The sequence below is a fragment of the Streptomyces sp. NPDC051555 genome (genome assembly GCF_044454405.1).
Lineage (GTDB): Bacteria > Actinomycetota > Actinomycetes > Streptomycetales > Streptomycetaceae > Streptomyces.
On record NZ_JBITDP010000010.1, the window covers coordinates 57,408 to 76,434 of the forward strand.

A 19,027-nucleotide genomic window follows, 5' to 3' on the forward strand; every position below is an offset into this window, starting at 1 on the left:
GAGGCCGGCGCGGAATCGCGATGTTCAGGGACTAAAGGCCCCGTCCCGGGAGGTCCTTTGGTCCCGTAATTCGCGGGACCAAAGGGCCGGATCCGGATCCGCAAGGGCCGTACGCCTCTTACTGGCCCGTCGGGGCCAATATCGTCTTTATGGACAGTTTTTAGTGGGCCCGCGTGGTCGATTAGCAAGAAAGCTCCCCCGCCGCCGAAGGATCACGGTGGCTGCTGTTATGGTCCTCCTGTTATTCCGGTGTCAATCGAAGATCGTGAATGCATGCGTGGCGGACGAGGCGCGGTACGCCCACGATCCGAGAGAGCGGACAGGAAACGTGGCGCCGCCCCGGTCTCGTGACAGAGGAACCGGGCAGCGCGCCGCCGACCACCGAAGGTGTTTGTGAAGATCATCTCCGTGGCGACGCAGAAGGGCGGCGTCGGCAAGACGAGCTCCACCGTCAACCTGGGCGCGGGCCTGGCCCTGGCCGGGCAACGGGTCCTCGTGGTCGACCTCGATCCACAGGCCCAGGCGGGCACCGCACTCGGACTGAACCTCTCCAGCGAGGAGCAGCTCGCCCGCTCGCTCGGCTGGGTCATGCAGGGGCGGCTCCAGGGCATGCGCATGGACCTGCCCGCCATCTGGTTCGACCGCAGCGAGCTGCTCGCCGACTTCGAGGGGGCTGGCTCGCTGCACCTGCTGGCCTGCGAGGAGTCCACGATGACGGCGGCCCAGGACCTGATCCACAAGAAGGGGTACCAGGCGACCCCCGTGCTGCGGCGGATGCTCCTGGAGGTCGCCTCCGAATTCGACTTCGTGGTGATCGACACCCCGCCCGCGGTGACATCGATGTCAGCCACCGCGCTGGCGGCCGCCGACTACGTGCTCACCGTGTGCGTCCCCGAGTACCCGGCGCTCAAGGGCGCGGCGGCCACCCGCGGCACGGTGCGCTACGTGAAGGACCGCACCGGGGGCGAGTGCGACCCCCAGTACCTCGGGGCGATCATCAACCGGTCGAATCCGCCGTCGAAGTGGAAGATGCAGGAGGTCAACATCCGCAACGGCATGCTCGACACCGACCTGGCCCCCTTCCGGACGGACATCCGCGTCGACAACCGGATCAGCGACTCGTTCGCCTTCGGGGTCCCCGCCGTCGTCCGCTACGCCAGCTACACCCCGGGCAAGATGTACGGCGAGCTGATGGTGCAGATCCTCCGCAGGATGGGGCAGCCCCCGGAGCTGTGGGAGACGCCCGAACGCATCGAGGGCGAGGTGCCCCGTGTCTGAGGAGTCGACTCCGGGCCGGGCGCCCCGGGGCAAGCGGATGCCGCCGTCCTACTTCAGGATCCAGGGGAGCTCCCTGGTCAAGGACCTGCTGGCCGGTGCGGACGCGGTGGCCGGGCGCTCCTTCCTCGGCTCGGGAGGCCAGGCCCCCGGCCCGGCCCCGATGCCCGCGGCAGCCGGGGTCCACCCGGCCGAGGTGGCCGACGTACCCCAGGTCGACGTACCCCGGGTCGACGTCCCCGCGGCCGACGTGCCCGCGGCGGGCGGCCTACCGGCCTCACCCGCCGCCGTACCCCTCGGGCCCCTGGCGCCCGGGTGCGCCGAGCCCGGCGCACCCGTCGACCGGCCCACCGGGCCATGGGCGCACGGCGCCGTCCACGTGAGCTACGCCGACGCCAAGCTCCGCTCCTCGCAGTGGCGCGCGCACGGCTTCCGCATCGCGCCCGACGTGCTCGCCCGCCTGAAGACCAGGGTCAACCGGGACCGGCGCACCACCGGGAACCCGCACCTGGCCATCGGCCACTACGTCGACGCCGCCCTGCGGCACATGCCGGGCGACGTCGGCGCGCTCATCGCCATGGCCGAGGAATTCGGCACCGGCCAGCTCTGGGACCAGGAGCGGACCCAGCCGTCCACCTACCGGGTCGGCCGGCGGGCGTACGCGCTGGCCTCCGGAATGAAGATGCAGCTCCAAGAGGCGGATTTCGGCCGGCGCGGTACCCAGGTGGTCTCCGCCGGGATCGAGACCTTCCTCGACGCCCTGGAGACGGAGGGGCCGTTGCAGCGGCCGGTCAAGAAGCCCTGACCGTCAGCTGACCGCAACGGCCACCGGGTCGGCCGGGCCATCGGGCCGGCCCCCGACCCATGGCTGCAACGATGCCTGCAACGCTGTGACGAACCATCTCTGTGACGATCGCTCCATCGATGTCACCAACAGCTCACAATTACTTGTGACAGCGGTGCCGAAAAACAATGGAAAAGCTTCTCGCTGATGATTCCTCGACTGTTTTCCAGGCCCTGACAGGTCTCCGGGCAATGGGGCATCGTCGCCGTTTCTAGTGACGCGAGATTTCATTCCGCGTTGCGTTATGATCCCATCAACGGTGAATCACAGACATGTGACGGAGATGGCGCTGTATGTCCCTGCCCAGTGGAAAGCTCAGTACCAGTGCTGTCGCCGCTGCGGCGGGGCTCAGCGAATCGTGGGCCTGGAAGGCGCGGGACCAGGGCGTGCTCAGCGAGCCGCATTTCGAGGAGGACGTCGTCGCGCTGCGCGTGTACGCCTTCGTCTGTCAGATCGTCTGGCCCGGTACGCGCCGCCCGCGCAGCGCCCGGCAGGATCTGGAGCTGTGGCAGCAGTCGGCGGTCGATGCCGCCCGACGGGCCGCGAGCGACCCCGCCACCACTTCGGAAACGGCCTTGTGGGTCCTGGAGGACTCCGTCCACCTGGTGACCTCGCCCGATCAGCGGGCCTCGTTCGACCTCAAGTACCTCGGCGGGCGCTCCGCCTTCCGCATCCCGGTGGGCCTGTGGGCCGCCCAGTTGCCCGACACGATGGCCGCGCTGGCCTCACGGCGCCGCCGCGGCGGAAACTCCGGGTCCGCGCGGTGATCTCCCGCGGCGTCGCCCCGTACGCGGCGCGGCCGTACGTCATTCCGGTCCCCCCTGTTAACGGGGAGGCCGAAATGACGTAGGCCGAAGACGGCTCAGCCGTTGGGAAGACACCGGGGGTCGGGGTGTTTCGCAGTCACCCGCCCGGTGTTTCCAGTCTCCGGAAGGCTTCGCAGGCCTTCCGAAGGAATCCGGCGACCGGCTTACGCCCGGTCGTCCCGGCATTCGAACCGTTCCTGCCGAACACCCGAGGAGAAGTACGAGAGTCGGCTTTGCCATGCTCTCGTCGTACGAGAAGGCTTCGCCATTTTGCACTACCGCCATGCCATTTTTCAATCAGGCCGTCTCCGGCTCGCCACCGTTCGGCCGTCGAGGGCCGGGGGAGCGAACCGGTGAGCCTCTCGGTGAGCGCCCCGGTGAGCGCCCCGGCCCCGGCGAGCGTCCGCGTCGAGGACCCGTTGTGGACCCCCGAGGCCGGCCAGTGGGTGTCGACCACGACGGGTCGGATCGCTTCGGACGGCTACGGCTGGATGCAGGCCGTGCACTGGGTCGCCGACGGCGGGCACTACCGCCCCCGCCGCGCCCACGGACCCGCCTTCGGCGACACCACCGTGCGGATCGCGAACGAACTCGTCCGGTTCTCCCCCTGCCGCCCCGGGGTCGACCACCTCGCGCGCCGGCTCGGTGTGAGCGAGCGCACCGTCCAGTACCACCTTCAGATGCTCCGGCAGGCCGGGCTGCTCGCCTACGTCCAGCGCGGCACGCGGGTGCGGGCCCAGGGCCGGCGGGCGAGCGAGTTCGCCAGGATCGTCCCCGCCGCCTTCGACGACCACCTCGGGGTCCGCGTCATCGGCACCGGAGTCCGGCGCCGGCCGGTCGGGATGGCCGAAGCGGGGCGGGCCGAGATGGCCGCGCTGGGCCGCAAGGCCGTCCGCAGCGCACGGCGCCGGCGCTCCCGTTCGGGCCGCCGCGGACTCCCCGCCCGTTGCACCCCAATGGGGGTCGCTACTCATGCTCTTTCCCCCACCGCTGATACTCATCCGCCCTCTGAGGCGAAGCTCGGTCGCGGGAAACCGCCCACGTCCACGCCCACCAGCACCGGCGGGACCGGACGGCTCAATGCCGTCGGGTGCCGCTTCCGGCTCGCAGCCGAGTTGATCCGCCGGGTCGGCTGGCTCGGCCGCAGCTCCACCCCCCGGATCGCCTGGATCGTGCGGCACGTCGCCGACGCGGGCTGGACCGCCGACGAGGTGATGGCCTGGCTGCACGCCCGGGGCGAGGCCGATCTGGTCCGCCGTCCCTCCGGGCTGCTGGCGACCCTGCTCCAGGGCGCCGAAACCCTCCTCGACACCCCGCGGAAGCGGGCCATGGCCGTCGAGGACTGGCGGGACTCCCGGGCCGCGGGGCAGCGCCGCCACCGCGGCTGGCTGCCCGCCACGAACGCACCGCGGTCCCGCGCCGTACGGGAGCTGGTCACGACCGCCCTCGTGCCCCGGCCGCGCACCGACCTGCGCCCCGCCCCCGCCGCGCTCCGGGCCACCGCCGACGGCCGGCCGTTGGCACCCGACGACACGGCCCTGCTGCGCGAGACCGCCCGGGCCGAGTTCATGCTCGGGGACAGCACGCTGGTGCGCTCCGCCGTCCGGGCCTGGGGCAGCGAGCGGGCCGCCGAGGTCTACGGCGAGGAGCTGGTGCGGCGCGTGCTCGGGCTCGCCCGCGCCACCGGGCTGCTGACCCTCGCCGACCCCCGGGCCGGGTCGTGACCCCTGCCGTCGGCCCCGCCGCCCACGGCTCCGGCCCGGGCTCCGGCCCCGGGGCCGACCTCGCCCGGGTCGCCCTGGAGGCCGCCCGCGCGGCCGCCCGGAGCGCCGCCGAGCCGGGTGCCCGGACCGCCGCCCGGAGCGTCCGGTCGGCGGGCGGCGGCGGGGCCCGCGACCCGGAGCCGCTGGGCGCCGTGGTGCGCGGCGTGGTGACCGAGCGGGCCTGGGGCCCGGGCCGCGGTCCCGACGGCGTACTCGCCCACTGGCCCGAGGTCGCCGCCGAACTGGCCGGGCACGTACGGGCCGTGGGCTTCTCGGAGGCCGAGGGCAGGCTGGACCTGCTGCCCGACGCCCCGGCGTACGCCCTGCACCTGCGGCTCCTCGGGGACGAGTTGCTGCGCCGGTTCGCCGCGGTGCCGGGAGGCGCGCGGGTACGGGAGATACGCGTCCTGGAGGCGGCTCCGCCGGGGGCACCGGACCTGCCCGATCCGCCGGCCCTCGCGACCCAGCGGGATCCGGCGGACCCGACGACCCGACCGCCGGTGGAGGGGGCCGACGGGGCCTACGAGGGCGCGGCGCCCTCCGCCGGCTACCGCCGGGCGTTGGCCGCCCACCGGGTGGGCCGCCAAGCGGGCCTACGGGCCCGCGGCGCCGACCCGGCGGACGGAACGGCGGGCGGAACGGCGGGCGGAGCGGGCAGCAAGGGCGGGGCGGTCAGGCGGGATCGGTCGTGATGGTGGGTGCCTGGTCGTGCCAGACGCAGAACACGGAGACCGACCTGGAGCCGCGGGTGAAGGTCACCCGGATCCACTTGGCCTCTTCCCAACGCTGCACGGACCAGCCGGGCGCCGGTGAGGCCGTGAGCAGGCTGGCGGAGTCCTTTCGGACCGCGAACGTGACGGTGCCGCCCTCGGTGACGCGGGACTGCGTGTCGCCCCGGGGCGCCGACAGCGACGGCGAGGGGGTGTTCCCGGTGCTCCGGGACGGACCGCTGCTCGGGCCGTTCGTTCCCGGCGGGGTGCCCGGATCGTTGGAGCGGTCGCCCTGGCCGCGCGCACCCGCACCGGCCGGTGGGGAAGGGGAGGCGGACGGGGCGTGCGGGGGCGGAGAGGTGGACGGCGAGTGCTTCGGCGGTGGTGCGGGCGCGGAGGCTCCGGCCGTGATGAGCAGGGCCTGCGGCGGATCGTCGCCGGCCCCGTGCATGACGCTGCGGATGCCCCACCAGGAAACCGCGACCGCCGCTCCCATGGCCAACAGCCACACGGATCTGCGCAGCAATCCTGTCTCCATTCGGGCAGCGTATCCAGCGCCCTTCGCGCGGTGCAAAGAAATCAGTACGCTTCGTCCGGATCCCGCGGTGCCGCACGCCGATCGCGCCGCCCGGGCCGCCCGGGCCGAAGTCCGCATTCCTTTGCCGCCGTTCGCTGTCGGGAAGTCGTGTCGTACACTTCGGGCCATGGCATGTGTGCTCGTAGTCGAAGACGACCTGTTCGTGCGCTCGGCCCTCATTCGTCATCTGACCGAATCCGGTCACGTGGTGCGAAGTGCCGGAACGGCAATCGAAGCATTGCGCGAAGTGACCGCCCAGGACATCGACGTCGTCATCCTCGACCTCGGACTGCCGGACCTCGACGGGTCCGAAGTCCTGAAAATGATGCGGGGGATAACCGACGTCCCCGTCATCATCGCGACCGCCCGTGACGACGAATCAGAAATTGTGCGGCTGCTCAACCGCGGCGCCGACGACTACCTGACGAAACCGTTCTCGGTGGAACAGCTCTCCGCGCGGCTCTCCGCCGTTCTCCGCCGCTCCGGCCGCGCCTCGTACGACGAGGGCCGCGGTGAGGAGTCGCCCCTCATCTCCGTGGGCGAGCTGCGGATCGACCCGGTCCGGCGCAGGGCGGCCCTCGGCGAGCGGATGCTGGAGCTGACCCGGCGCGAGTTCGACCTGCTCGCCTTCCTCGCCGAACGCCCCGGCGCCGTGGTGCCCCGGCGGGTCCTGCTGTCGGAGGTCTGGCAGCAGACCTACGGCGACGACCAGACGATCGACGTCCACCTGTCCTGGCTGCGCCGCAAGCTCGGCGAGAGCGCGGCGCAGCCGCGTTACCTCCACACCGTCCGCGGGGTCGGCTTCAAGCTGGAGGCGCCCGGCACGTCGGCGTGCTTCGGAGCGGGCGCCCACACCGCATGAAATGGGCTCTCGTACGGGTGTGCCTCGCGGTCACCCTGATGGTCGTCGCCGCGTTCGCGGTCCCGCTCGCCATCGCCGTCCGTGACGCGGCCCGCGACCGGGCCTTCACCGCCGCCGAGCGCGAGGGCGCCGCGATCGGGCCGGTGCTCTCCCTCACCATCGACCGCGAGCTGCTCGCGCACGCGTTGGCCAGTACGCGGGCCGGGGCCGAGGGACGGATGTCCGTGCACCTGCCGGAGGTGCCGGTCGCCGAACTCGGCGGCACCCGGGTCCGTCCGCAGGACGTCGAGGACGCCGAGCGGCGCGGTCGGATGGTGCGGATCGCGGTGCCCGGCGGGTGGGTCGTCCTCCAGCCCACCGCGCTGGGCTCCTCCCGGATGGCCGTGGTGGAGGTGTTCGTGCCCGCCCACGACGTCACCGAAGGGGTGCGCACCGCCTGGCTGGTGCTGGCCGGGGTCGCTCTCGCGCTCGTCGTCGGTTCGGCCGTCGTCGCCGACCGGCTCGGCGTCCGGATGGTGCGCCCCGCCGAACGGCTGGCCGAGGCCGCGCACGCGTTGGGCGAGGGCCGGCTCGACGCCCGCGTGCCGGAGGCGGGGCCGGCGGAACTGCGCACCGCCGCCCAGGCGTTCAACAAGATGGCCGAGCAGGTGATCAGCCTGCTCGAAGCGGAGCGGGAGCTCGCCGCCGACCTCTCCCACCGGCTGCGGACCCCGCTCACCGCCCTACGGCTGAACGCGGCCTCGCTGGGCGACGGCCCGCCCGCCGAGCAGACCCGCGCCGCGGTCGCGAAACTGGAGGGGGAGGTCGACACGATCATCCGCAGCGCCCGCGAGCACCGCCCCTGCGCCGGCACCGGGCCGGTGCCCGGCCTCGGCTGCGACGCCGCCGCCGTGGTCCGCGAACGCCTCGACTTCTGGGCGGCCCTGGCCGAGGACGAGGGGCGTCCGGTCCGCGTAGCGGGCACCGAGGAGCCCGCGACCGTACCGGTGGCCCGGGCGGAGCTGGCCGCCGCGCTCGACGTGATGCTCGGCAACGTCTTCCGGCACACGCCCGAGGGCACCGGTTTCTCCGTCGACCTGCACCGCGGCGGCGACGCGCTGATCGTGCTGGTCTCGGACGCCGGCCCCGGCATCGCCGACCCGGAGGCGGCCCTGCGCCGCGGCAACGAGGGCGGCCGGGCGGGCTCCACGGGCCTCGGGCTCGACATCGTCCGCAAGCTCGCCGAATCCACCGGAGGCGAGGTGAGCATCGGTCGCTCCGTGCTCGGCGGCGCCGAGGTCCGGGTCCGCCTCGGCCACGCCCCCCGCCCGACCGGCCGGCGCCCCCGGGCCCGGCGCGGCGGCCGCCGCGGCACCACCGCCCGTCACACGGCGTCGTCCGGCCCCCGCTGACGCGGCCGCCAACTGTCCCTCCGGGGGCGCCTCAAACGCCGGCGAGGCTGGATTTCCCAGCCCCGCCGGCATCAGCGGGCCGTGGGGGCCGGGGGTGTGGCCGCCAGGCCCATGCCGTAGGCCACCACCGCGGCCTGGGTGCGGTTCTCCAGGCCCAGTTTGGCCAGGGTGCGCGAGACGTACGTCTTCACGCTGGTCCCCGCCAGGTGGAGCTCCCGGGCGATCTGTTCGTTCGTCATCCCCATGCCGATCAGCCGCAGCACCTTGCGCTCGCTGTCGCTGAGCGAGGCCACCTTGGCGTCGACGCCGTCCACCCGCACCGGGACGCGGCGCATCGCCTGGCGCACCAGGCTGCGCAGTACCTCGGGGGCGAAGACCCGGCCGCCGGTGGCCACCACCTCCAGCGCGGAGAACAACTCCTCGCAGCGCAGGTCCTTGAGCAGGAACCCGCTCGCCCCGGCCTCCAGGGCCTCCAGCACCTGGCCGTCACCGCTGTACGTGCTGAGCACCAGCACCCGCGGCGGATCGGGCAGTTCCAGGAGCTTGCGCGTCGCGGCGATCCCGTCGACGTGCGGCATCCGCAGGTCCATCAGGACGATGTCGGGCCGGTGCACCCGTACTTGGACGAGGGCCTCGGCGCCGTCGACCGCTTCGCCGACCACCTCGAACCCGTCGCCCGATTCGATCATCATCCGCAGGCCGGACCGGATGATCGTCTGGTCGTCCACGATTACCACGCGGATGCTCACAGGGCGCGTCCTTCGTTCTCGGAGTGCTCGGTCTGCTCGGTCGGCTCGATCTGCTCGGTCGGCTCGCGGGGGACGGGCACGGTGACCCGGTCCGGCGCGGCCGGCAGCGGTACCACCGCCTGGACCCGGTAGCCGCCACCGGCCACGGGCCCCGCGTCGAAATGGCCGCCGACCGCGTGGAGCGCGTCGGTCAGCCCGCGCAGCCCGAGCCCGGCCGAGCCGTACCCGGCGCCCGGGCCCGGGTGTTCGCAGGTCCGCCCGTTGACGACCTGGAGGGAGACCGTGCCGGGCCCGTACACCAGCCGGACCCGGACCGGCGCCCCCGGCGCGTACTTCGCCGCGTTGGTCAGGGCCTCCCGGCTGACCCGGTAGAGCAGGGACTCGCACCGCTGACCGAGGTCGCGCGGGCGGCCCTCGACCGCGTGCGAGGCGTCCATGCCGATGGCCCGCATGTTGCGGGTCAGGCCCTCCAGGAACTCGTTGCAGCTCAGGTGGCCGCGCAGCGGCTCGTCCGGATCGTCCGGCTCGCGCAGGACGTTGATCACCCCGCGCAGCTCCTGCATCACGGTGATGGCGCCGTCCTGGATCGCCCCGAACTCCGCGGCCACCTCGGGCGTGAGCCCCTTGCGGCGCTGCGCGGCTCCCGCCCGCATCACCAAGTAGGTGGCGTGGTGGCCGACCGTGTCGTGGATCTCGAAGGCGAGCTGGGTGCGCTTCTCCAGGATGGCGAAGCGCGCCGCGCTGTCGATCGCGGACTCCGCGCTCGACAGCCGCTCCCGCAGCCGCTCCCGCAACTCCCGCTGGCGGCGCACGAGGCAGCCCAGCATCGCCGGCACCACGAAGTTGACGACGGCGACATACACCTGCCTGCGCGGGTCGTCCACGAAGTCCCCGATCAGCGGACGCGTGCACACGTAACCGAGGACCGCCGCGCCGACGACGGCGCCGGGTCGGCGCCGCCCGTGGACGGCCGTCGCGTAGACGGCGGCGATCAGCGCGGTGCCCTCGTCCGACGCCAGGGTCGAGGCGAGGGCGACGGCCACGCACAGCTCGGGGCGGGTGCGCCGCCACATCAGGCTCCCGGCCGCCACCAGCGCGCACGCGACGCTGCTCCCGTACCCCAGGAGCAGGCCGGTCCCGTGGACGGTGGCCAGGGCCAAGCAGCTCGCCGCCCCCACCAAGGCCGCCAGGAGGGCGTCCTGGAGGACGCGCTGGCGCGGGGAGAGCGGCGTCTCGCAGCGGCCGAGCGCGCGCAGTTTCCGCTGGGCGAGGCGGTAGACGTGAGTGGGCATGCGGGTCACTCCAGGGGACGTTCTGCCGGTGCGGTCGCCGGCCGCCCGGCCGGCAGGCGGACGACGACGGTGGTGCCCCGCCACGACGAGTCGAGGCAGACGCGGGCGCCGAGGTGGGCGGCGAGCCTGCCGATGACGTGCAGCCCGATCTGCTCCGACTCCATCCAGTCGGCGGACGGAGCGCCCTGGAGCAGCACGTTGAGGGTGTCGAGCCGCTCGCGGGGGATGCCGGACCCCTCGTCGCGGACCCGGACCACGAGCTGCTGCCCGGGCAGCAGCTCGGCGGACACCTCGACCGGTCGGTCCGGCGGGGAGAAGCGGACGGCGTTGTCGATGACCTCGGCCAGCAGGTGCGTCAGCGTGCTGACGGCTCCGGCCGGGACGGTGACGGCGGGCACCGGCTGGCGCACGGCGGCCCGGGTGTACTCGTCGACCTCCGAGGCCGCCGCGCGCAGTACGTCGATCAGGGGCTCGGGGCGCGGGTGGGCGCGGCCCGGCGCGGCGCCGGTCAGCAGCAGCATGTTCTCCCCGTGCCGCCGCATCCGGTTGGCGAGGTGGTCGAGGCGGAAGAAGGAGTCCAGTGCGTCCGGGTCCCCCTCGGTCATCTGGAGCCGGCCGAGCAGGTCCAGCTGTTCCTGGACCAGTACGTGCGAGCGGAGCGACATGGCGGCGAGCCGCTCGTGGACCACCGCGCGCAGCACCACCTGGCGACAGGTCTGGGTGACGGCCTCCCGCACCACCGCGTCGAACGCCCGGGTGACGTCCCCGACCTCATCGGTGGCGCCGAGGTCCACCGGAGTCACATCGAGGGCCAGGCCCCCGGGGTCGGGGGCGCGCGACACCCGGGCGACCAGGGCGGGCAGTTCGTGCTGGGCCTTGAGCGCCGCCCTGCGCAGTCGCTGGAGGCGGCGCACCAGGCGCCGTGCGACGAACACCGCCACGCCCGCGGAGACCAGCACGGCGCAGGCCACCAGCGCCACGTGGGCGAGCAGCGCCTCCCAGGCGCGCGCCCGGGCGGTGGAGGCCGCGCGCAGCGACTGCTCCTGCAGGGACGAGGAGACCTCGTGCATCCGGTCCAGCACCCGGGTGGCGCAGCCGCCCCACTCGGCGCGGGCGGGCCGTTTGCCCTCGGCGGCGCGGGCGAGCGGCGCGGTCAGGCAGCCGTCGTCGATCGCGGTGGTGTCCGGCCCGGGCGCGCTGCGGGCGTCGGCGGCGGCCCGGAACTCCCGCGCCGCGTAGCGCCGCTGCCCGTCCTGCTGGGCGAGGAAGGCCATGTCCTTGCCGGACAGCGCCGTGGTGTCGGGGGCAGCGTCGATCAGGGCGCGCTGCGCGGACAGCGCGGCGGTGCCCGCGGCCAGCGCGCGCACGGCCCGGGCCGTGTCGGTGGTTCGGGGGGCGGTCCCGTCCGCGGAATCGGGTCCGGGACCGGGTCCGGGGGCGAAGGCGAGGGCGCCGAGCGCCTCGACGGCGTCGGCGTAGGCGGAGACCGCGTCGGGGAGGTCGCCGGGCCGCGTGAGGTCGGCCGCACGGGCCCGGTCCAGCCCGTCCAGCGCGGTGCGCGCGCGGGCCAGCCGGGGCGCGAGGGCGGCGTCGGCGGCGCCGGGGCCGGCGTCCTCGCGGAACTTCCCGACGGCCCGGTCGGTCTCCAGCCGGCGCTGCTCGACCTGGTCGGTGACCTTGCCCCCGGCCAGGGCGAGCGCGGCCCGCTCGTTCTCCAGGCCGCGGGTGACGGCCGTGGCCGCCAACGCGACGAAGGCGCGGCGTTCGGTGACGACCGTGTCGTGGTGCTGCTCCGCCGCGTCCCGCACGACGGTCACCGCGAGCCCGAGCGCCAGGCAGAGCGGCAGCAGGAGGACGAGTCCGACCTGCGTGCCCAGCCGCCTGTGGTGCAGTGCGTAGGTGCTCATGGGTCCCAACGTCTTCCGGCGCGGGCTCGGTCCGGCCGTGGTGTGGTGCGGGGGCGCGTCCCACGGTGGCAGCCGATCGGACCGACGTCCGGCGCCGAACGGCGTCAACCCCGCTCCGATGGTGGACACTCCGGTGCGGTGGGAGTGAACTCCGTATCAGCGTATGCACCGCTGGATGGACCATCGGCCGACTAAAGGCCTAGGAACATCGGCCGAAGGTCGCAGGTCGGGGCGGTCCTGCCGGACGTAAGGGGTGTAGCTGGTGGCCGGCTCTCACGGGAAGAGCATGCGGGCCGCCTCGACCCGGTTGTGCGCGCCGAGGCGGGTGAGGATCTCGCTCACGTGCGTCTTCACCGTGGCCACCCGCAGGTGCAGCCGGTCGGCGATCGCCGCGTTGGACAGACCGGTGGAGAGCAGCTCCAGCACCTCGCGCTGCCGGTCGGTCAACGCCTCCGACACGGCCGCCGACGGCCGCCGCGCCGCCCGCGGCCGATGGGCGACGAGGGAGAGGACGTACGAGGTCATCTCCGCGGAGAAGAACGCCTGACCCGCCGCCACGTACCGCACCGCCCGCCCGAGGTCCTTGTGCAGCGCACCCACGGACAGCACCCCCGACGCACCGGCCGCCACCGCGTCCGCCACGATGCTCGGGCCCGGCCGGCCGACGAGGACCACCTCCGGGCCGCCCGGCCCCCGCCGCAACTCCCGGGTGAGGGCGCACCCGTCGAGGCGCGCGTCGGCGTACACCACGGCGACGTCCGGCAGCAGCACCCGGATCCGCTCGCGCGCGCTCGCCTCGTCCCAGGCCTCGCCGATCGGGTTGACGTCGGCGGCGCGGCGCAGCTCGTCGCGCAGCACCGCGCGCAGTTCGTGATCGCCGCTGACCGGCAGGACCGTGATCATCGCTTGCTGCTCCGAACGGGGGGAGGGGAGGGGGAGGGGCGCGCGCAGGGGAACCGGTGGGAGCGGGCCGGAGTTCACGTTGACCGTACGCCGTGACCGTCTGGAGCCTGCTGTTGCTGATCAAAGTGCTGGTCATCGAGGACAACGTCATCACCGCGGCGGGTCTGGAGCAGATCATCGGCTCCGCCGGGGACATGGAGGTGGTGGGCATCGCCCGCGACGCGGCACAGGCCGTCGTCGAAGCCGCGCGGACCCGGCCGGACGTCGCCCTCGTCGACCTGGTCCTGCCCGACGAGGACGGACTCGTGGTCGCACGAAGACTGCTGGAGGCGCCCCGGCCGCCGCGGGTGCTCGTCATGACGGCCTTCCACGACGAGTCCCGGGTGCGCGAGGCGCTCGATCTCGGGGTGTCCGGCTTCCTGCTGAAGGACCTCGCGGTCGACGACCTGTTGGAAGCCGTCCGCGCGGCCCGCGCCGGGCACTCGGTGCTGCACCCGGTGGTGACCCGGAGCCTGCTCGACTCCCTGCGCGCGGACACCTCCGCCTCCGCCGAGGACCTCGACCTCCTCGCCACCCTCACGGACCGCGAGCGTTCCGTGCTGCGCCTGCTCGCGCTCGGGCTGACCAACGCGGCCATCGGCGAACGGCTCGGCGTCACCGAGGCGACGGTCAAGAACCACGTGGCCCAGCTCTTCGGCAAGCTCGGCCTGACCGGCCGGGTGCAGCTGGCCCGCTTCGTCAACCGGCTCGGGCCGCTGGAGATGTGAGCCCGCTGCCCCGGTGTCCGGCGTCCGCGCCGGTCGGTGCGGTACGGACGCGCTCACCGCGAAGCCGTCGCCGGCCGGCCCGGCCGTGAAGGTGCCGCCCAGCAGCCGCACCCGCTCGGCCAGCCCGGCCAGCCCGTTGCCACCGCCGGGCAGGGTGCGGGCGGGCAGCCGCACGCCGCCGCTGTCGCGCACCTCCACCCGGATCCCCTCGACGTCGCAGTCGACCCGGACCGTCACCGCCGCGCCCACCGCGTGCTTCGTCGCGTTCGTCAGCGACTCCTGGATCACGCGGTACGCGGCCAGCTGGAGCGGTGTGGGCAGCACTTCGGCGTGCCCCTCCTGATCCAGCGTCACGTCGAGGCCGCCCCGTCGGGCGTGGGCGATCAGCTCGGGGATGCGCTCGGCCGGACAGGGCAGGTTGGCGGCCGTGACGAGGTGCAGCGCCTCGCGCAGCTCCTCCAGGGCCCGCTGCCCGCTCTCCCGGATCCGGTCGACGGTCCGCACGGCCACGGGGGGCAGGACGGCGCGGGAGGTGGCGTCGAGCGCGTTCGCGGCCAGCACGATGTCGCTCACCCGGTGGGCGACGATGTCGTGCAGATCGCGGGCGACCCGGGACCGCTCCCGCGCCTCCGCCCGCTCCACCAGCCGGGCCTGGGCCCGCTCCAGCTCCGCGGTGCGTTCGCGGTCCGCCGCCGCGGCCCGCTCGCGCCGGCCCCACGTGCGCCCCGCCCACAGGGGGCCCAGGGCGAGGGCGAGGGCCACGAGTGTCTGCCGCACGTCGAAGGAGCCGGGGTCGAGCGGGCCGGAGGAGCCGGAAGGGGGACGCCCGTAGACCGCGACGGCGACCGCGACCAGGGAGCCCGTCACGGCGAGGGCGGCCAGTACGCGTCGACCGCGGACCCGGACGCCGGCCGCGTAGAGGGCCACGGCGAGGACCAGCGGGGTGTCGGCCAGCAGGTGCCCCAGCATCGCGAGCACGGCGTAGACGACCGGACGGGCCGCGTGGCGGACCATCGCGACGACGAGCAGGACGCACAGCACGACCACGAGGGCCGGCCGGTCGGAGAGCACGAGGCCGCCGGGCATGTGGCCCAGCCAGTTCCATGCGCTCCAGAGGGCAACCGCGGGCGCTATGCACCGGCATGCGTGCGGTAGGGACCGTATTCCGGCCGGACTCTTGAGCATTGTCAGAATTAGAGCAGACCGGACCGGTTTACAAAGGGGCCATTGGCCTCTTCGCAGCCGGGTCGAAAGTCCCGAGGCGGCGGACTGTCGAGTTCCTCGCGGAGGACCTGTGGGTGATTTCGCATAGGCCCTACGGCTGTACCGGGAGATAGCCGAGGTGTTCTTCCCAAGTGAGGAGAAGTTCCCCGGGGATGATCGAATCCATCGTGGGATCGCCCAGGTCGGCGACGGTCCGGTCGTACACGGGTGTGTCGCCCGGCCAACCGGACCGGTAACCGGACGGGTAAGGGGTGGTGGAATGAGAACGGCGCTGGTGTTCCACGGGGATGGCCCTCTCGTCTTCCCGGCGGCAGCGGTGTGACGGGAATTCACCCGCCGGGCCCGCACGGGCTGAAGCGTGTCTTCGGTCCGTACGATACCGCTGATTCGTCGGGTAATTGCCTGTTCCGGACGGCCCGATATTGACATTCCGTCACATGCGCTTTTCCTGTCGGCGATTTAAGGAGTTTTAAGGTTCTTTTGGATCACCGATAAGGGAGGGCCGGTGAGACTGGGCCCATGGACAGATGGGGCGCGGCCCGGGACGAACGGGCCGGGGACGAACGGGCAGGCGACGGACGGGCGGAGACGACGCTGGTGCTCGACACCGTCCGACTGCCCAGCCGCCGGCGGCCCCCCGGGTCGCGGCTCCCGCGGCGGGCGCTCGCCCTCGCGGCCGTGGTCGTCGTGACCCTCGTCCTCGTCGCCGTCGCCGTCGGCAGCGACGGCTTCCGCGCGCTCACCGACCCGGCCCGCTCGGGCAGCGGGGCCCCGCGCGCCGCCGCCGGGAGCTCGGAGAGCTCCGGATCCGCGGCCCCGTCGTCCCCGGCGCCCGATCCCGCCGCGCACCCGGACCGGTCCGCCGGGCCGGTCCGGTCGCCGGGACCGGATGTCCCGTCGCCCTCCGGGGAACGGTCCGGGGGCACGTCCGCGGGGCCGGGCTCCGGCTCTGCCTCCGGCTCCGGAGGGGACATCCTCGGCCCGGGCGACGCGGGGGAACCGGTGACGCGGATGCAGCGCATGCTCTACTCGATCGGCATGTACCACGGCCACCGGTTCGGGTCCTACGACGAGGACACGGCGGCGGCGGTGCGCGCGTTCCAGCGATGGTCCACCGTCGCGGCGGCCGTCGCCGCCGATCCCCCCGGCCGCTACGGCCCGGCCACCCGCACCGCTTTGGAGCGGGTCGCACCCTGACCTCGGGGCCCGCGCGGTCCCTGCGGTTCCGGGCAACCTCATGCCGGTTCGATGGAACCGATTTGTCGCTGTATCGATCTCTACCTGCGAGATCCGTTCGAGACCGCGTTCGAGATCCTTCAGTCTGCACCGGAGATCCGAGTGATACACCGTTCCGCCACGCTCTGCGCGGCCCTCGTCCTGTCCGCCGTCGCCGCGCTGTCCGGCTGCTCCAGCGATGGAGATCCCGTCTCCTTCGCCCCGAAGGAGTCGGCGAAGCCGGGAGAGACCAAGGCCGCCAGCGACGTACGGATGCCGACCAAGCCGCGCGAGTGGACGACGCAGCGGGAACTGCCCGACGGGACCCGCGTGGTGCGCACCGACCTGACGGGGGCGAAGTCCGGCTTCACCGGTCGGGTGTGGGCCTGGGTGCCGAAGCAGTACGGCAAGCCCGAGTACAAGGACAGCGCCTTCCCGGTGCTGATGGCGCTGCCCGGCGCCGTGGGCTACCCGACGAACTACTTCTTCTCCAAGGAGTTCCGCCTCCAGGAGCGGATCGGGGAGGCCGCCGACAAGGGCGAGAGCCTGCCCTTCATCGTGGTCATGCCGGTGCTGAACGCCAAGGAGGGCGTCTACCTCGACGGCAGCGACATACCGGGGCAGCCCAAGATGGGCACCTGGATCTCGGACGACGTCCCGGACCTGGTGCGGGAGAACTTCCGCACCTACGCCGACCCGAAGGGCTGGGGCTTCTTCGGCTCCTCCTCGGGCGGCTACGTGGGCATGAAGATGGTGCTCCAGTACCCCGAGCGGTTCAGCGTGGCGATCGCCGGCGGGCCCGACGCGGCCCCCGACTCGCCGCTGTGGAACGGCCATCCGAAGGAGAAGCAGGAGAACAGCCCGGCCTGGCTGGCCGAGCAGCTGATCAAGAAGAGCGGCGCGGGCGGCCCTTCCAGCAGCCCGTCGAGCAGCGCCAAGGCGGGCTCGAAGGCCAGTCCCAAGAGCACGCCCAAGAGCAGCCCCTCGCCCTCCGCCCCGACGACCGGCCACAAGGTGTCGATCTCCTTCCTCATGGGCACCAAGGAGCCCAAGTCGGAGGTCGCGGCGCTCGACAAGCTCCGCCAGGACATCACCAAGGGCCCGATAGAGACCAAGGTGACGTCCTTCGAGGGCGGCCACGACGGCTACAAGTACACGGACACCCTGTTCACCGGTGACCTGAAGTGGATGAGCGACCGGATGCGCGGCCCGGTCGCCGCGAAGTGACCGTGCGCAGGGGAAGGGACGTGCCGATGACGACCACGACATCGACCACGACATCGACCGTGACCACGCCCCTCGACCGGGGGTCCGCGATGCCACGGCGCGCGCTGGTGGCGCTGGCGGCGACCGCACTCGTCGCGTGCGCGGGCGTCGCCCCCGCCCACGCGAGCACCCCGCGGGCGCCGCGGACCCCCGCGCCGTCGACGACACCGACGCCCGGGGCACCCGGCGGCGCCGCGGCGCGCAAGGAGCCGCCGGCGCAGATGTCGAAGGTGGGCGGTGAGCGGCTCGGCAGTCCCGGGGACCAGGTGGGCGCGGGCGCCCCGAACCTTCCGGCGGGGCTCTCCGCGCTGTCCTGGGTGGTGGCCGACGCGGACACCGGCCAGGTGCTCGGGGCGCGCAACGCCCACTGGCAGCTCCCCCCGGCCAGCACCTTGAAGATGCTCTTCGCGGACACGGTGCTGCCGGCGGTGCCGCACACCGGCAGCCGCACGGTGACGCCCGAGGACCTCAAGGGGATGGGCGACGGCAGCAGCGCGGTCGGCATCGTGCCCGGGGGCACCTACCAAGTGCCGGACCTGTGGCGCGGGGTGTTCCTGCGCTCGGGCAACGACGCCGTGCACGTGCTCGCGGCGATGAACGGCGGCGTCGAGAAGACCGTCGCCGACATGCAGCGGCGCGCCAAGGAGCTCGGTGCCGGTGACACGAACGTGCGCAGCCCCGACGGCTACGACGCCCCCGGCCAGGTCTCCTCGGCGTACGACCTCACGCTCTTCCTGCGGCAGGGCCTGAAGGACAAGGACTTCAAGGAGTACTGCTCGACCGCCTCGGCGCAGTTCCCCGGTGGGCCCGCCGGACCCGGCAAGGACAAGCCCTTCGGGATCAGCAACACCAACCGCATGTTGTCCGGCGCCGACGGGGTGGCCCCGTACCCGGGCCTCATCGGCGGCAAGAACGGCTACACCACGAACGCGGGCAACACCCTGGCCGAAGCGGCCCAGCGGGACGGTCACACCATCGTGGTGACCGTGATGAACCCCCAGGACAACAAGCGCGACCAGGTCTACACCGAGATGCGCGCCCTCCTCGACTGGGGCTTCGCGGCGGCCGGCAAGGCCACCCCGGTCGGCACCCTGGACCAGGCCGGGGCGGGCGGCGGCGCCGCGGCGAAGGGCGGGGCGGCGGCAGCCTCCACCTCCGCCACCGGCTCCGGTTCCGGTCCGGGCGCGCTGGGTTGGAGCGCGATCGGAGTCGGGGCGGCGGCCGTGGCGGGGGGCTCGGGCTGGTTGCTGGTGCGCCGGCGCCGCCGCGCGCAGGGCTGAAACGGGATGGCAAGAGGAAAAGGGCCCGCTGTGGGCACGGAGGAAGACTGGCCATAAGGCCGATATTTCGTGTGATGCGTTCCTCCGGCGGATGGCACGGCCCCGTGTTTTCGTACGAATGCAGGGCGCTGGTCAGCGGAAAGGGGAAGTCGGGCCAGAATTCCGCTCTCCCCGATCACCGCGGGGTCGCTGTTAT

At 73.3% G+C, this 19,027-nt stretch carries 16 protein-coding genes and 1 pseudogene; 11 read left to right on the plus strand and 6 right to left on the minus strand.

The window, feature by feature from the left end:
* Positions 1-408: 408 nt before the first annotated feature.
* The 5 genes from ACIBEA_RS21300 to ACIBEA_RS21320 all read left to right on the plus strand — a co-directional run bounded on the left by ACIBEA_RS21300 (position 409) and on the right by ACIBEA_RS21320 (position 5,380).
* Entirely contained in the window at positions 409-1,278 is an 870-nt protein-coding gene (locus ACIBEA_RS21300; RefSeq protein ID WP_385059211.1) for a ParA family protein, read from the plus strand.
* A complete protein-coding gene (locus ACIBEA_RS21305) occupies positions 1,271-2,080 on the plus strand; it encodes a hypothetical protein (protein WP_399263109.1) in 810 nt (269 codons plus the stop codon). The genes ACIBEA_RS21300 and ACIBEA_RS21305 overlap by 8 nt, the downstream gene beginning before the upstream one ends.
* A gap of 332 nt (positions 2,081-2,412) precedes the next feature.
* Positions 2,413-2,886 carry a hypothetical protein gene (locus ACIBEA_RS21310; protein ID WP_399263111.1) on the plus strand — a complete coding sequence of 158 codons (474 nt, stop codon included), beginning with the start codon at positions 2,413-2,415 and terminating at the stop codon, positions 2,884-2,886.
* Between the two features lie 392 nt (positions 2,887-3,278).
* The gene (locus tag ACIBEA_RS21315) at positions 3,279-4,649 is read left to right on the plus strand and encodes a transcriptional regulator (RefSeq protein ID WP_399263113.1); all 1,371 of its coding nucleotides are present in this window, start codon (positions 3,279-3,281) and stop codon (positions 4,647-4,649) included.
* Complete coding sequence (locus tag ACIBEA_RS21320; protein ID WP_399263115.1) at positions 4,646-5,380, plus strand: DciA family protein; 735 nt, start codon at positions 4,646-4,648, stop codon at positions 5,378-5,380. The genes ACIBEA_RS21315 and ACIBEA_RS21320 overlap by 4 nt, the downstream gene beginning before the upstream one ends.
* Here ACIBEA_RS21320 and ACIBEA_RS21325 read toward each other — a convergent pair.
* Positions 5,361-5,936 (minus strand): hypothetical protein, encoded by a 576-nt coding sequence (locus tag ACIBEA_RS21325; RefSeq protein ID WP_399263117.1) that lies wholly within the window; start codon positions 5,934-5,936, stop codon positions 5,361-5,363. The two genes, ACIBEA_RS21320 and ACIBEA_RS21325, sit on opposite strands and share 20 nt — an antisense overlap.
* 166 nt (positions 5,937-6,102) lie before the next feature.
* Here ACIBEA_RS21325 and ACIBEA_RS21330 point away from each other — a divergent pair, with 166 nt between their 5' ends.
* Both ACIBEA_RS21330 and ACIBEA_RS21335 read left to right on the plus strand, forming a co-directional pair.
* Positions 6,103-6,837 carry a response regulator transcription factor gene (locus ACIBEA_RS21330; RefSeq protein WP_399263119.1) on the plus strand — a complete coding sequence of 245 codons (735 nt, stop codon included), beginning with the start codon at positions 6,103-6,105 and terminating at the stop codon, positions 6,835-6,837.
* On the plus strand, positions 6,834-8,228 hold the full coding sequence (locus ACIBEA_RS21335; RefSeq protein ID WP_399263121.1) for a sensor histidine kinase: 1,395 nt from the start codon (positions 6,834-6,836) through the stop codon (positions 8,226-8,228). The genes ACIBEA_RS21330 and ACIBEA_RS21335 overlap by 4 nt, the downstream gene beginning before the upstream one ends.
* Before the next feature lie 71 nt (positions 8,229-8,299).
* Here the strand turns inward: ACIBEA_RS21335 and ACIBEA_RS21340 are convergent, their stop codons facing one another.
* The 4 genes from ACIBEA_RS21340 to ACIBEA_RS21355 all read right to left on the minus strand — a co-directional run bounded on the left by ACIBEA_RS21340 (position 8,300) and on the right by ACIBEA_RS21355 (position 13,079).
* Complete coding sequence (locus tag ACIBEA_RS21340) at positions 8,300-8,977, minus strand: response regulator (protein ID WP_399263123.1); 678 nt, start codon at positions 8,975-8,977, stop codon at positions 8,300-8,302.
* The gene (locus tag ACIBEA_RS21345) at positions 8,974-10,269 is read right to left on the minus strand and encodes a sensor histidine kinase (RefSeq protein ID WP_399263125.1); all 1,296 of its coding nucleotides are present in this window, start codon (positions 10,267-10,269) and stop codon (positions 8,974-8,976) included. The genes ACIBEA_RS21340 and ACIBEA_RS21345 overlap by 4 nt, the downstream gene beginning before the upstream one ends.
* Positions 10,270-10,274: 5 nt before the next feature.
* Positions 10,275-12,176 (minus strand): nitrate- and nitrite sensing domain-containing protein, encoded by a 1,902-nt coding sequence (locus tag ACIBEA_RS21350; RefSeq protein ID WP_399263127.1) that lies wholly within the window; start codon positions 12,174-12,176, stop codon positions 10,275-10,277.
* A gap of 273 nt (positions 12,177-12,449) precedes the next feature.
* A complete protein-coding gene (locus tag ACIBEA_RS21355; RefSeq protein ID WP_399263129.1) occupies positions 12,450-13,079 on the minus strand; it encodes a LuxR C-terminal-related transcriptional regulator in 630 nt (209 codons plus the stop codon).
* Between the two features lie 125 nt (positions 13,080-13,204).
* On the opposite strand from ACIBEA_RS21355, the gene ACIBEA_RS21360 reads away from it, so the two are divergent.
* Positions 13,205-13,846 carry a response regulator gene (locus tag ACIBEA_RS21360; RefSeq protein WP_399263449.1) on the plus strand — a complete coding sequence of 214 codons (642 nt, stop codon included), beginning with the start codon at positions 13,205-13,207 and terminating at the stop codon, positions 13,844-13,846.
* Positions 13,847-13,897: 51 nt separating this feature from the next.
* Here the strand turns inward: ACIBEA_RS21360 and ACIBEA_RS21365 are convergent.
* Positions 13,898-15,499 (minus strand): annotated as a pseudogene (locus ACIBEA_RS21365) (sensor histidine kinase); the annotation flags it as partial.
* 90 nt (positions 15,500-15,589) lie between these two features.
* Here ACIBEA_RS21365 and ACIBEA_RS21370 point away from each other — a divergent pair.
* The 3 genes from ACIBEA_RS21370 to ACIBEA_RS21380 all read left to right on the plus strand — a co-directional run bounded on the left by ACIBEA_RS21370 (position 15,590) and on the right by ACIBEA_RS21380 (position 18,831).
* On the plus strand, positions 15,590-16,267 hold the full coding sequence (locus ACIBEA_RS21370) for a peptidoglycan-binding protein (protein WP_399263131.1): 678 nt from the start codon (positions 15,590-15,592) through the stop codon (positions 16,265-16,267).
* Positions 16,268-16,408: 141 nt separating this feature from the next.
* Positions 16,409-17,512 (plus strand): alpha/beta hydrolase, encoded by a 1,104-nt coding sequence (locus ACIBEA_RS21375; protein ID WP_399263133.1) that lies wholly within the window; start codon positions 16,409-16,411, stop codon positions 17,510-17,512.
* 26 nt (positions 17,513-17,538) lie between these two features.
* On the plus strand, positions 17,539-18,831 hold the full coding sequence (locus ACIBEA_RS21380) for a D-alanyl-D-alanine carboxypeptidase family protein (RefSeq protein ID WP_399263134.1): 1,293 nt from the start codon (positions 17,539-17,541) through the stop codon (positions 18,829-18,831).
* Positions 18,832-19,027: the final 196 nt, after the last annotated feature.

What these genes read in the sequence shown, in the direction of transcription:
- ACIBEA_RS21370 (WP_399263131.1), top strand. Translation starts at nt 15,590, where the DNA reads ATGGACAGATGGGGCGCGGCCCGGGACGAACGGGCCGGGGACGAACGG.
- ACIBEA_RS21325 (WP_399263117.1), bottom strand. Translation starts at nt 5,936, where the DNA reads ATGGAGACAGGATTGCTGCGCAGATCCGTGTGGCTGTTGGCCATGGGA.
- ACIBEA_RS21330 (WP_399263119.1), top strand. Translation starts at nt 6,103, where the DNA reads ATGGCATGTGTGCTCGTAGTCGAAGACGACCTGTTCGTGCGCTCGGCC.
- ACIBEA_RS21350 (WP_399263127.1), bottom strand. Translation starts at nt 12,176, where the DNA reads ATGAGCACCTACGCACTGCACCACAGGCGGCTGGGCACGCAGGTCGGA.
- ACIBEA_RS21335 (WP_399263121.1), top strand. Translation starts at nt 6,834, where the DNA reads ATGAAATGGGCTCTCGTACGGGTGTGCCTCGCGGTCACCCTGATGGTC.
- ACIBEA_RS21345 (WP_399263125.1), bottom strand. Translation starts at nt 10,269, where the DNA reads ATGCCCACTCACGTCTACCGCCTCGCCCAGCGGAAACTGCGCGCGCTC.
- ACIBEA_RS21355 (WP_399263129.1), bottom strand. Translation starts at nt 13,079, where the DNA reads ATGATCACGGTCCTGCCGGTCAGCGGCGATCACGAACTGCGCGCGGTG.
- ACIBEA_RS21310 (WP_399263111.1), top strand. Translation starts at nt 2,413, where the DNA reads ATGTCCCTGCCCAGTGGAAAGCTCAGTACCAGTGCTGTCGCCGCTGCG.
- ACIBEA_RS21380 (WP_399263134.1), top strand. Translation starts at nt 17,539, where the DNA reads ATGACGACCACGACATCGACCACGACATCGACCGTGACCACGCCCCTC.